Origin of the sequence: Sphingobium sp., assembly GCF_049304695.1 — a bacterium.
Taxonomy (GTDB): Bacteria; Pseudomonadota; Alphaproteobacteria; order Sphingomonadales; family Sphingomonadaceae; genus Sphingobium.
The window spans coordinates 204433-217681 of sequence record NZ_JBAQOK010000007.1 but is presented as its reverse complement, the minus strand read 5'-3'; the positions used below and the strand labels follow the sequence as shown (position 1 = coordinate 217681).

General features: G+C 59.5%; 10 protein-coding genes and 2 pseudogenes. 9 read left to right on the top strand and 3 right to left on the bottom strand.

From position 1 onward, the window contains the following. Positions 1-14: 14 nt before the first annotated feature. Positions 15-152 (top strand): annotated as a pseudogene (locus WA070_RS01380) (ATPase); the annotation flags it as partial. A 37-nt stretch (positions 153-189) separates the two neighbouring features. After that, a pseudogene (locus WA070_RS01375) lies at positions 190-809 on the top strand (DDE-type integrase/transposase/recombinase); the annotation flags it as partial. Between the two features lie 505 nt (positions 810-1314). On the opposite strand, the gene WA070_RS01370 reads toward WA070_RS01375, so the two are convergent. Next, positions 1315-2187: a LysR family transcriptional regulator gene (locus tag WA070_RS01370; RefSeq protein WP_422632432.1), complete on the bottom strand. Its 873-nt coding sequence runs from the start codon at positions 2185-2187 to the stop codon at positions 1315-1317. Between the two features lie 210 nt (positions 2188-2397). Here WA070_RS01370 and WA070_RS01365 point away from each other — a divergent pair, with 210 nt between their 5' ends. Together WA070_RS01365 and WA070_RS01360 are read left to right on the top strand one after the other, a co-directional pair. Further along, entirely contained in the window at positions 2398-2916 is a 519-nt protein-coding gene (locus WA070_RS01365; protein ID WP_422632431.1) for a hypothetical protein, read from the top strand. Between the two features lie 136 nt (positions 2917-3052). Beyond that, positions 3053-3913: a DUF1838 family protein gene (locus WA070_RS01360; RefSeq protein ID WP_422632430.1), complete on the top strand. Its 861-nt coding sequence runs from the start codon at positions 3053-3055 to the stop codon at positions 3911-3913. Between the two features lie 55 nt (positions 3914-3968). Here the strand turns inward: WA070_RS01360 and WA070_RS01355 are convergent, their stop codons facing one another. Then, positions 3969-5237, bottom strand: a complete 1269-nt coding sequence (locus WA070_RS01355) for a serine hydrolase domain-containing protein (protein ID WP_422632429.1) — start codon at positions 5235-5237, stop codon at positions 3969-3971. Between the two features lie 310 nt (positions 5238-5547). Between WA070_RS01355 and WA070_RS01350 the strand changes: the two genes are divergently transcribed. From WA070_RS01350 to WA070_RS01335, 4 genes are all read left to right on the top strand, one after another. Beyond that, entirely contained in the window at positions 5548-8109 is a 2562-nt protein-coding gene (locus tag WA070_RS01350; protein ID WP_422632428.1) for a TonB-dependent receptor, read from the top strand. 59 nt (positions 8110-8168) lie between these two features. Beyond that, positions 8169-9221: a DUF1838 family protein gene (locus tag WA070_RS01345; protein WP_422632427.1), complete on the top strand. Its 1053-nt coding sequence runs from the start codon at positions 8169-8171 to the stop codon at positions 9219-9221. Between the two features lie 120 nt (positions 9222-9341). Then, on the top strand, positions 9342-10775 hold the full coding sequence (locus WA070_RS01340) for a flavin monoamine oxidase family protein (RefSeq protein ID WP_422632426.1): 1434 nt from the start codon (positions 9342-9344) through the stop codon (positions 10773-10775). 23 nt (positions 10776-10798) lie between these two features. Then, on the top strand, positions 10799-11860 hold the full coding sequence (locus WA070_RS01335; RefSeq protein WP_422632425.1) for a DUF3089 domain-containing protein: 1062 nt from the start codon (positions 10799-10801) through the stop codon (positions 11858-11860). Between the two features lie 142 nt (positions 11861-12002). Here WA070_RS01335 and WA070_RS01330 read toward each other — a convergent pair whose 3' ends face one another. Continuing rightward, positions 12003-12389, bottom strand: a complete 387-nt coding sequence (locus WA070_RS01330) for a MerR family transcriptional regulator (protein ID WP_422632424.1) — start codon at positions 12387-12389, stop codon at positions 12003-12005. Positions 12390-12456: 67 nt separating this feature from the next. Here WA070_RS01330 and WA070_RS01325 point away from each other — a divergent pair, with 67 nt between their 5' ends. Continuing rightward, on the top strand, positions 12457-13200 hold the full coding sequence (locus tag WA070_RS01325) for a MauE/DoxX family redox-associated membrane protein (RefSeq protein ID WP_422632423.1): 744 nt from the start codon (positions 12457-12459) through the stop codon (positions 13198-13200). Positions 13201-13249: the final 49 nt, after the last annotated feature.

Below are 13249 nucleotides of genomic sequence, written 5' to 3'. Positions count from 1 at the left end.
GCTGAGGACCTTCGATGCAGCGGCATGATATGATCGAGGCCATGCGCGGGCTTGGACTCAAGGGCATGGCGGGCGCGTTCGACGATGCCGTCACCACCGGCCTTCAGCGCCAGCGCACCACCATGGACATACTGACCGACCTCCTGCGAGCATCCTGACAGGGGGTCCCGTTTGCACGCCGATTGACAGACGGTGCAGCCCCGCAAGGGGCAGGGACACTTCCACGCCTATGATCTCGGCTTTGTCCACATCGACGTTAAACATTTGCCCAAGTTGCGTACCGCGGACGGCGATATCCGTAAGCGCTTCCTCTATGTCGCAATCGATCGCTGCTCACTCTCGACGTCTACGACGCCGAGAACGCCACCAATGCGGTTGCCTTCCTCAAGGCCGCCAGGAAGGCCTTCCCGCATCACCCATGTGCTGACGGATCGGGGTTCCTGCTTCACCGCTGATGATTTTGAACGCGCCTGCGCGAAAATCAAGGCCAGCCATCGCACGACCCGGCCCTATAGCCCCAGACGAACGGCATGGTCGAGCGCTCCAATGGCCGCATCGCCAGCGAGGTGCTCGGGATCAATGTTGCTGGCCACGCAGATCTCGAAATCCTGCTGACCGGCTTTAATCGTGCCTACAATCGACGACGACAGCGTGTCTTCCAGGGTGGTTCGCCTAGCCAAAAGGTAGATGAACGGATCCAACTCAACCCTGCTCTCGCCAACCCCCTTTACAAGCCGGCGGCGCAGGACAACTTTATGGCTAGCGTCGATGACGTATTATATTATGCCAATGATGTGTCGCAACCAGACAGTCAAAATATTAGCGGATCCGAGTATTATCCCCGATCGGCAAGCAGAAGCGCTATCCAGCTCTGGAGCTTACCATCGTCCACGCTCAGGAACAGGATGTCTCGGAAAACCGCTCTCCTATCGACTGGAAGCTGATCACTGACCTACCCGTTGCGTCGCTGGAAGAGGCAATTGAAAAGCTCGGGTGGCATGCGCTGCACTGGAAGGCAGAGGTTTTCCACAAAATCCTTAAATCTGGATGTCGCGCAGAAGATGCCACGGGTCAGACAATCCTCCTTGACGGTGGGTTTACAATCCCGGAGCTACGTTGAAGTAGTCGGAGCCTCCCCCCGGTTAAATTGCACGAGAGAGAATCCGTAACGGGGGTGGTGATGGCTTGGGCGGCGTGGTTTCTGTTGCTGCAACGACGGGAGCAACAGCACGCTGGCCGACGACATCTTCTCTTGAAATCCCCAGGACCGACATGGCAGGTTTTGCAGCGTCGCGTTCCGGTCGACTTTCGAGGTCATAGCCACCCACCCGGGAATGCTGTTTCCAGATACGCCATGAAAACCTTTACCTTGGCGCTCGGGAGGCGACTGGAGGTATGGAGCGCCCAAAGTTCGGCTTCGCCACCAGGAACATCGCCCCACGAAACGAGGCGGCCGGCCGCAAGGTCGTCGGAAATGAGCATATTTGGCAGGCGCGCGGCGCCAATGCCGGTCAATACAGCATCGCGCACGGTAGGGAATGTCGGCAATGTCAGGACGATCCGGGTCGGAACGTCCTGACTGTTTAGCCCCGCCAAGCTCCAAACAGCATCACTGTTGATGCGGCTTCGAACTACGATCGGCACCGTTTCCCCTATTGCTCCGGTCGGCATGGGGAGTTGGGGGGATGCCACCATTACCAGGCGGTCGCGTGCGAAGCGACGCCCGACCAATGCGGTGTCGGGTCTGGGGTTGACCCGCACTACGATGTCGTAGCCTTCCGCCAGCGGATCAATCTTGCGATCTTCCATCGTGACATCCAGTTGTACCTCTGGATAGGCAATAGTAAATTCTGCGGCGAGGCGCCCAAGAAGGAGCTGCCCGAATACGGAAGGCAGGTTGATCCGAAGCCGCCCTCTAGGTTGCGCCCGGCCGTCCCGCAGAAGTTCAGCAGTTTCGTATATTTCCGAGAGCGGACCTGCGGTACGGGAGAATAGCGTTTCGCCATACTCGGTAAGCCTTACGGAGCGTGAGCCACGGTCGAGCAGACGCACACCCAGATATGCTTCCAACTCCATAACCCTTCGCGACAGGCTGGCTTTTGGTCGTCTGCTCGCTCGCGCCGCCTGGGTGATACCCCCATGCGTCGCGACCAGAACAAAATCAGACAAGGCATGCAGATCTATCATCGTTCCATCCATGAGACGATCAGTCCCGTATGAACGTCTCTACATATGTGTCGCAAGGGTCAAATAAGGATCGCGCTGACGATGCGGAATGACTCGGGCGAGATACCAGGCTTGCTGGAACATCTACCCGAGACTGGAGCCGCCTTCGATGGCGAGAACGCGCCGCTTGCACGCAAGGGCGTGAAACAAAGTGATCGAAGGAGATAGACAATGGCTACCACATTCCCTGCCGACCCTGCCAAAGGGCCGCACAAGCTCACCCTTGCCGGCAAGATCGGCGCAGCGCTGTTCGCCTTCTGGGGTATCTTGCACCTATGGGTTGGCGGGGAGGGGCTGAGGCTCTATTTTTCCAGCCCGGCGCAGGATCAATGGCGCATGTTCATCGGCGGGACCGAGGCGCCGTTCTCGGCGTTTCAGTTCCCGGTCGATCCGGTGACCGCGCACGTCCACGCCAACCTTATCCTCAACTTCTGCCTCGACGTTGCAGGCTACGGACTGCTCGGCCTCCTTGTCGCAGCGATGCTCTACAAGCGCGCATCATGGACGGCCTACTTCATGGCTCTGATCCTCATCGGCCTGTGTGACCTTAGCTTCACCTTCCTGCAGGTGACCTCGGGCACCATCGCGCTCAACCTTCCGACGATCGCTGGGCCGTTGCTCTGGCTGCTGGCCGTCATCATCACGCCTTTCGGGCTGCCGCGCCTGAAGAGCTTCCGTGACGTGATTTGAACACCTGCGGGCGGGAACATTCCGGTTACCAACCGCAACGCGACGATGACAAAGAATGACTGCGTGGCGGATAGTCACTGTTTCATCATCCTCTTGATTGATCATGTTCATAGGCTTCCGTCACATGGGGAGGCTTATGATGAAGATGCCGATTATCGAACGCCGCCAGGCTCTTGGCCTATTAGGTGCAAGCGCCATGATCGTGGGCGCAGGATTGCCAGCGGCGGTAGAGGGCGGCGACCTGGATTTCACGTCGCCGCATGATCAGTTCCTGGCCTATATGAAGATGCGCGGTTCGCTCGATGAGCGACTGGTGATCAGCTATATCAGCGGCAGCTATTTCGGGGTCGTCGGGTCAGAGGTCACGCCGCTTTGGGACGTGATCGGTGTCACCTTCGCCCGCTTCAAGCAGCGGAACGACGGCGGATTCGATGCGGTGACAGGCGAGATCGCGCATTTCCTGGACCCAAAGACAGGTGAGGCGCCTGGCGAGTTCCTCATTCCATATACGGGCAAGACGGTGGTCGATCCGCGCACCAACCTGCCGCCCAACCGCATCATCCTCAAGCCGTCGCTGCACATGGAAGTGCCCAAGATGATGCCGGGAACGGTGATGGATCATGACATTCGTACGCCCGAAGTGCGCGGCGACGATATCTGGTTCAAGGAAGTCAGCCGGGTCGCCATACAGGCGCCCGGCGCGGCCCATCCCTTCCGTTACAGCGAGATGATCACGATGCACGCCCGCGTCAGCGATCTGGAAAAGCCCGGCTTGCCGCGTGTCCCGTGTGAGGCCAGTTTTGCCAATGTCGTGGCGTGGCGGCCGTGGATGCAGATGAGTGACCATCCGGGCCATCTGATGGCGACGGGTAGCGGTCGATTTGGCGTGGCGATGGATTTGCTGCCGGAAAAATGGACCCGCGCTACCCGAGCGAAATGGCCCCATATCCTCGACAATCCTTCAGAATTGGTCGAGCCATTATGGAAGACGATGTAGCATAACGGGTGTCATGCGGCCGTCCTGTCGTCGGGGCGGTCGCTTTCACCTGTTGTTAGGGCTTGGGTTGGGGAACAGGACGCGGTTCGCCTGCCTTCCACTTGATCCCGTCAATCAGCAGATTAGGGAGGATGCTGTTGTCCCATTCCGGTTTTGCGGGCGGACTGTCGCCAATGCGCAGGGCGACCAGCTTCGCCGCGCGGGAGATATAAACGACCTGGTCGGAATTGCCGTCGAACAGGAACAGATCCTTGTCGCGATAGGGGACCGAATGCAGCACTTGCGGTCCCGGACGACCCGGCGCGCCGAAGCCGCGACGCTCCTTATAAGGGCCGGCCACCCAAACACCCATGCCATAGTGCGGATTTTGCGGCGTGCCGCTCGTCATGCTATCGACATAGCCCTTGGGCAGCAAGCGCTTGCCGTTTGCGACGCCATCGTCCAGCAATAATATGCCCAGGCGCAACCAGCTTTCGGCTGGCAATGTCATGCAACATCCTGAATGCGCCAGACCGCCTGGACGATCGACCCAGATTTCGCCGCCCATAGCCCCGATCGGTTGGAGGATCTGCTGGCTGACGAACGAGCCGTAGCGGGTTCCGGTCGCCCGTTCGATCACCAGTGCGATCAGTTCCGACACAGCGTTGGAATAGCCATAATAAGTGCCGGGTTTATGCGTGAGCGGATAATTATGAACGATCTGCCAGCCATGATCGGCGTCGATATAGGCGCGGTTCAGCGGATGGTCCGGGTCCGAACTATAGTTCTGCTCCAGAAATCCCGAACGCATGTCGAGCAGGTGGCGCAATTTCATCGCCGCCTTTGGCGTGCCGCGCCATTCCGGGATGAAGTCCGTCATCGGCTGATCGACCGAATTGATTTTGCCGAGCGCGATCGCCCGACCGACTGCGATCGCGGTCAGCGGTTTGGAAAGCGACTTGGACACTATCTGCGTCTTGCTATCGCTGCCCCGGAAATAGTCAGCCCGCTCCATCTTGCCGTCGCGCCAGACTAGGAAGGCGCGGGCGTTACTCGCAGCGGCATAGGCGGCGGCCTGGTCCAGCGCTTGCCCCGCGATCGTTCCCCGCGATGGCGACGCGGCGGGGATCGGGCGATAGGCCTTTGCCCCTGCTACCGGTTCCATCGGATCATAGCTGGTCATGACGCCACGATCGCGCATCAGCGCTTCGAAACGTTGCTTGTACAGCGCTTCCCATTCGGGCGTGGAGGCCAGATTGCGGAGCGAGGTTGGTCCTGTTTGATTCGATTGGGTGACGGCAGCACTGGCAAGGAAGAGCGCGCCGACGGCCAAGCCGGCTTTCAAAGATATGCCAACTCGAAACACCGTCGCCATCGAATATCCCCTACAAAATCAGTTGTCCCTTGTGTTCACGACGCTGTCCGCAGAACAAATCGCTCAGCGTAAATGTCCACCATGCGATCAATCGCCAGAATATAGAGTCCATATGCCGAATTTGGCGCTCGAACATATAAATGACCAAGTTGCTGCGTGAATGCTCGCACCGATACGACATGTCCAACGGCTGTTCGTTAAGGCGCGCCATTATTCTGCGACGCGGTCAGGGGCAATATCAAAAACGATACTCAAGCGTCATTAATGGGGAAGACGATATATGAAGATAGCAAAGACTGGCCTGGGGGCGGCGTCGCTCAGCGGTATCATGATGGCGGGGCTTGCCTGGCCCGGCGCTGCAGCGCAGATCGACATGTCGGCCCAGCAAGGCAGCGCTTCTGGCGAAATCGTCGTCACTGCGCGCCGACGAGCTGAAAGCGTCCAAACGGTGCCCATTGCTATCACAGCCCTGACGGCCGAAGATTTGGCCGAACGCAACATCAATAGCCTGAGCGACCTGTCCAATTCGACACCTGGCGTTGCTATCACCAATATTTCTGGCGGCACACTAACCAATATCTATATTCGCGGACAGGCGCCTGCCAATACGACCAACGATTTGAACGTCGAAGCTAATGTCGGCGTGTTCATAGACGATATCTACCAGACGAGCCGTAATACGATCGACATCATTTCGGTACTCGACGTTGGTCAGATCGAAATTGCCAAAGGTCCGCAAAGCGCGCTGTTCGGCCGATCGACCTTTGCCGGCGCCATGTCCATCTCCACCCGTCGCCCAGCTAATAAGATGGAGGGCAATGTCCAGGCCACTGTCGGCATCGACGAAGACTATCGCCTGCGTGGTTCGCTGTCCGTGCCGATCAGCGACAAGATCGCGCTGCGCGTCGGCGGAGGTTACATGACCTATGATGGTTTCGGCAAAAATTCGGCTGATCCGGACGACAATCTGGGGGGCACCAAGAAATATGCGTTCACCGGTTCGCTGGAGTTTCGTCCTACCGAGGAACTAACGGCGCGCCTTTCCGGCTTCGTATCGCATTCCGAAACGGAAATGTCGGCGGTCAGCGGTTTGCCGCTTGGCGATTTCAACTGCGGGTCGTTGAATGCCGCGACCGGGCTGCGCACGATGTATTGCGGTGAGTTGAAGGCCAGGAAAACCAGTTCGATCACGGCCGATGCGCCCGACACGGTGGCGGATGCGCGCCAGATCGCCCTGAACCTCAACTGGGCGCATGATGGCGTGTCGGTGACCAGTATCACCGGCTATACCGAAGCGGAAAACCGCACCTATAATGATTATGACATAACGGCCGAAGGCACGTTGTTCGGTGTCTGTACGTTGGGCGCCAGTTGCCTGACGAACGGCGCCTACAGCCGCCTGCAGCGTGTCAACCTGCTGAGTTCCAATCGTGAGCGCGTGCGCACGTTCAGCCAGGAAATCCGGTTGCAGTCCGACAACAGGTCCCCCTTCCAGTGGATCGTCGGCGGCAGCTACTTCAATTCGCGCATCCCCCTTGCTGGCCTGGGCATCGCGACGGACGGGTCCAATCTGGCCCCGAACGAACGGCTGGTACAAGTGAGCCAGACGACGACTCCGGCGGCCACGGGCATCGGCGCCTATGACTTCACCGCCAACCCATTCCTGTCGTCTAGCCTGTCCAATTCGCTCTACAGCACCTACACGACGGCCAGCACCCAGACGATGTCGATCTTTGGATCGCTGGGCTATCGCTTCGGCGACCTGCGCATCGGTGCGGAAGGGCGGTATAATATCGACCGCAAGCGCGCGCAGAGCTTTTCCATCGCTAACCCGCTGAGCCAGCCGGGCCTGCTCAAGGGCATTTCGGACACGTCCACACCGGACGCTGGGCAGTTCCCAGTCGCCAGCGCGCATTTCGCTCGGACATTCGAGAGCTTCGCTCCCCGCTTCACGGTGGATTACCAGGCTATGCCGGACATGTTTTTCTACGCGACGGCGGCCAAGGGCATCCGGTCGGGCGGGTTCAACACGGCCAATCCGGTCAGCCCCACTGGCATCCTGGCCGACGAAGTATCCTATGAGGAGGAAACCAACTGGACCTATGAAGCGGGCGTCAAGAGCCGCCTCTTCAACCGGGCGCTGCTATTGAATGCATCTGTCTTCCATGTCGATTGGTCCAATGCGCAGGTTTCCGCCTACACGCTTAACCCTACGACGGTGAACCCGACGCGGATCGTGCGCAATGCAGGCAACATCAAGACCACCGGGTTCGAAGTGCAGAGCGAACTGACGCTGGCCGATTATTTCAAGGTCGGTGGTAGCGTGGTCTATACCGACCCCAAGTTCCAGGCAGGCGCCTATGACGCATCGATCATTACCCAATGCGTCATCGGCACCGGCGCTGCGGCGACGGCAGCACCTGGTTGCCCGGATGTCATCCTGATCACGACGCCGAGCGGCACGCGTGCAGTGACATCACTGGAAGGCAAGCGGCCGCAGCGCGCAGTCAAGCTGTCGTGGAACCTCCACGCCAGCATGGACGTGCCGTTGTCGGACGATTGGAAGCTGTTCACCCGCGTGGACGTAAATCATAGCGGCGATGCGCCGTTGAACCTGCCCAACACCGCCTATTTCGGCAAGCGCACGCTTACCAATGCGCGGATCGCGGTGGAAGACAGCCGATTCAGCATCGCGCTGTGGGCCAATAACATCTTCGATAAGCTCTATGCGGCCAATTCGATCGCGCAGCCGCGCGCGGGCGTTCCCTTCGCGTTCAGCGTGCCCGAAATCTATCAGGGCGAAGGTCGCCGGGTCGGGCTTACGGTCGGCGCGAAGTTCTGATCGTCGCAGATGGATCAGGGGTCGGGAAACCGGCCCCATTTTTTTTTGGAGAATAGAGGATGTTGTTCGATTCGATCCAGAATGCAGTGTCTAGACGGAGCGCGCTGGGCGGCCTGATCGGCCTTGGCGCGGCGGCCGGGATGGCGCCTGCATTCGCGGCGCAGGCTAGCGCCAACCCGAATGTTCGTCCGCTGGACATCATGGACCCGCGCGATAATCTCTACGGCTTTGCCAAGCTGTGGGGCACGATCGGTCCCAAGGCGGTGAAGTCGGGCTATTATGGCGTGCAATATGCCATTGTCGGGTCGAAGCGGGCGATGCCGGTGTTCGGCTATTATGGCTTCGGCAATAACCGCAATATCATTCAGCCCGATGGATCGGTGAAGGTGCTGGGTAAGGAATGCGGCTATTTCACGGACCTAGCGACCGGTGAAATCATCGATTATTGGGACAATCCCTGGACCGGCGAGCGTGTCGAAGTCTTTCCGTTCCTTAATGACCGCTGGCGCGGCACGTTGGGGCTGGAGCAGAAAGTCTTCAAGGTCGGCGACGGCGAGACGGTCAACAACGACATGGGCAAGGGAGCAAGCGCCAAGGGCGCGCCGTTCCGGCTGCCCTGGAACCGGGTCGGCGACCAATATCTGCTGGGCTGGGATTATGCGCATGAATATACCAACCCGGTAACGCCCGAAGGCTGGCCCAAGGCGTCCAGCGGCGTGCGTGCCAATCCGTCCGAACATTTCGTGGTGTTCACGCCGACGGACGAGATTGACGATCGATCCCTGCCATCGGCCCGATTCCATGCGGGCTTTACCCGGCAGGGACCATGGTGGCCGTGGATGAAGATGGGCCAGAGCGGCGTGCAGGGCGTGCTGATGGGCCGGATGTTCAGCTACAAGATCACCGGCACCGTCGATGACATCCCCAAGGTGGTGTTAAAGCGTATCGAGCGCGATCGCCCCGATCTGCTGGAAGAGCCGACCGATGGGCCGGACGAAGGCGTTCGCGGTACGCTGGAGGCTTATGCCGAGGACGTGCCGCCCGAAACGCCGGGCTATGTTTCGGCATTGGCGAAGCAGCGTCAGAAGACGCTGGAAGACGCGAAGAAATAAGCGACCGGAGACGCGCGAATGACACGAGATGTTGTCGCCCCCTGCGCCCAGCAGAGGACGGCGGAAATCGATCTGGTCTGCGCGTCGCCAATGACGACCTGTAGTTGCAAGGAGAATATCGTGGGTTTAACACGGCGCGATTTCGGCATGGGAGCAGCGGCGCTGGGCGTGACGCTGATGGCTAAGCGGGCCAGCGCAAAGGTCGGCAGGCCCAAGGACGTCGATGTCATCATCCTTGGCGCGGGCATGTCGGGTCTGAACGCGGCCTGGTTGCTGGAGCAGCAGGGGCTGAAGGTCTTGTTGCTCGAAGGGCGTGATCGGGTTGGGGGGCGCGTGTTCACGCTGATGGATCAGCCTGGCTATCCCGAAATGGGCTTCAACTCAATGGGCGAAGGCTATGGCCGCGGCATCGATGCGGCGAAGCGGGCCGGGGTCGAACTGGAAAATGTCGCGCCACGCTTTTACGGCGGGCCGCTGCAAGAACTCTATCTGGATGGCAAACGGATCACGCGGGAAGCGTGGGCGACAGCGCCAATCAACCCGTTCCCCGATCGGCTGAAAAGAACGATGCCGTGGGAGGTTATCAACAAGATGGTGTCGGATCATAACCGATTGGCCGATTTCAACCTGTGGAACGACCCGTCTCACGCCGGACTGGATATCTCGCTCTACAGCTTTCTGCAGGCGCAGGGATTAAGCGACGCGGCGATCCAGCTTGCTACCGTGTCGCCTTATTACGGCACGTCGGGCTATGACGTGTCGGCACTGATGCTTGAATATAATGACGGGTTCATCAAGGGGCAGATGGCGGTGGGACCACGATCGCTAGCAGTGAAGGGCGGCAATATCCAACTGCCCAAGGGGATGGCAGAACTGCTTAAAGGCGATATCCTGCTTGGCAAGGAAGTCGTTGCGATCGACAATCTGGCGGACAAGGCCGAAGTGCGTTGCGCGGACGGATCCGTCTATGCCGCGCCGCGCGTGATTTGTTCGCTGCCCTTTTCGACGTTACGTAATATCGCCATTCGCCCAGGCCTTAATGGTCCGCAGGCGATGGCGGTCGCAGAGTTGAAATATCAGCCTATCAGCATCGCTTTCCTGACCGTGACCCAACCCTTCTGGGATCAGGACGGCCTGTCACCAGCGATGTGGACCGACGATCCTATGGGCGTCGTAATGCCGCAGCGTTTTGGAGCAGATCCCAAGCAGATCACGGGCCTGATGATCCAGGCGCGCGGGCACCTGGCACAATATTGGGATCGCCTTGGCAAGGAAGGGGCACTTGCCTTTGCCGTCCAGCGACTTGAAACCCTACGCCCGGCAGCCAAAGGTAAAGTCAAAGGGGCTTATCTCCATAGCTGGACTGCGGAGCGGTTCAATATGGGCGACATTTCCTATTTCGGTCCCGGCCAGATCGCGGCCTTTGCCCCGACCATCGCCAACCCGACCGGGCGACTGCATTTTTGCGGCGAACATACCGCCGTCAATGCCCGCGGACTGGAAGGCGCGCTCGAATCTTCCGAGCGGGTCGCGATCGAGATTCTTTCGTTATGAAATCAAAGATACAGGATGTCCCTATGCGCGCCTTGCTCATTCTGGCGGCGGTCGTCGCTACTCCCTGTTATGCGCAGGCCGGGACGTTCGATACGACGCCGTCGCCGCCCGCCCCGGATTATGCGCAGCCGCTCAGCTGGGCAGCGCATCCTGATGCGCCGGGTGCCGCCGCCATCGTGCCGTCAAGCGCAACGCCTGCCGTCAAGCACGCCGCTGCGGCAGTATTCTATGTGCATCCCACAACATTCCGCCACGATGTCCAATGGAACCAGGACATTGCGGACGCCGCCACCAACCGCTGGACCGACGCCAGCGTCATCGCGCGCCAGGCATCGATCTTCAACGGCTGCTGCGACGTCTATGCACCGCGCTACCGGCAGGCCGTGGCCCGATCGGTCGGGGCGCTGGACGGGGAAGGGGGGAAGGCCTTCGCCCTCGCCTATTCCGACGTCGAACGGGCATTCGATGCGTTTCTGATCGCGATCGAAAGCAAGCCTTTTATAGTGGCAGGGCACAGCCAGGGCGGCGCGCATATCGCGACGCTGCTTGCCCGGCGCATCGACGGCACGCCGCTTGCTGAACGGATGATCGCGGCCTATGTTATCGGCTATAATTTGTCGGACGGCGACTTTGGCAAGACGTACCACAGCCTGAAGACCTGCGATCGCGCCACCCAAACAGGCTGCGTCGTGGGCTGGAATACGGTCACTCGCGATGCGGACCGGGCGATGCTGGGCGGCATGATGGAGCAGCGCTATGTCAAACTGCATGGCGACGATGCGGGCAAGGCTTTGTTGTGCATTAACCCGCTCACCTTCGATCGCCGCAAGCCGGCCGCGCCCAGATCAGCCAGCCTTGGCGCGGTGCAGGGGGAACCAGATGCATCTCCGGTCGCCCCATTGCGCAAGGGCCTGGTAGCTGCCGCGTGCCGTGATGATTTCCTGGTGGTTGATGTCGATCCTGCGCTGGACATGAAGCCGCTACCGGGCGGCAGTATGCATTTTCATGACATGGGCGTCTTCTACGCAGACATCCGCGCCAACGTTGCGGAACGCGTAAGGGTCTATTTGAGAACGCATCGTTGACGGGATATTCGGCTGGCATCCAACAGCCGATAAGTGTTGGATGCCAACTCTTGTCCGATCCCGACATTCGGTACGAGTGACACTGAATAGAATACTCTTTTGTGTTAACAACCCTGCATCCCTTTGGGCCGCGTGGATATTCTCATAGCTCGAAGGCGGTGATGATCGGGCAGGCTTGTGCTTTCGATCTCTTACACTCCGTCGCCAACCGCGACAGTGCGGCTCTTGCTGCCTGCATTTCCGCAATTTTGGCGTCGAGGATCGCAATCCTCGCTTCGGCCATCTCGCGGACCTGCCTGCGGTCATCAATGGTGTCGAGATTGAGTAAAACGTTGATCTCTTCCAGAGTGAAGCCCGCAGCTTGCGCCGCGCGGATGAAGCGCAGGCGACGAACGTCTTCGTCGCCATAGCGCCGGATGCCCGCGTTGCGCGATGGCTCGTTGAGAAGGCCGCGGCGCTGATAATAACGCACCGTCTCGACGCCGACGTTCCCCTCGTTCGCGAGCTTGGAAATGGTCAGCGCATTCATGCCTTGACTCCGTATTATGGTACGGACCTTATATAGACGGGACTGACGTAAAGTCGAGGACCGGAATATGATCATTGCCCCGCAGAAGCGCGCCACGATCCACCGCATGGTGATGCCGACACATGTCTGTCCTTACGGCATCAAAGCGAAGCATCTGCTCGAAAGCCAGGGCTATGCGGTCGAAGATCATTTGCTCATCACGCGCGAGGAAGCAGATGCGTTTAAGGTCAAGCATGGCGTCAAGACCACTCCGCAGACCTTCATCGAAGCCAAGCGGGTCGGCGGCTATGACGATCTCCGCCGGTTCTTTGGCAAGGCCGTTTCCGATCCTGGCGCGGCCAGTTACACACCTGTGGTCGCGGTGTTCGCGATGACCGCGTTGATGGCGCTGGCGGCGTCCTGGGCGGTACTCGGCACGCCGCTGACTTTGCGGGCTGGCGAATGGTTCATCGCATTTAGCATGTGCGTGCTCGCACTCCTAAAGCTCCAGGATATTGAGAGCTTCACCAGCATGTTCCTGGGCTACGACCTGCTGGCCAGGCGCTGGGTTCCCTATGCCTATCTCTATCCGTTCGCGGAGGGCTTGGCCGGGGTGTTGATGGTCTCTGGCCATCTCACCTGGCTGTCCGTGCCGATCGCGCTGTTTATCGGCACCACCGGCGCGGTGTCCGTGTTCAAGGCGGTCTATATCGACAAACGCGACATCAAGTGCGCCTGCGTCGGCGGCGCGACCAAAGTGCCGTTGGGCTTCGTATCGCTGACCGAAAATGTAATGATGATCGGGATGGCAATTTGGATGATCGCGATGTGAAATGGCACTGCCGCTGGCGTGCGCGATCCGAAGACTAGGAAGCCAGTGG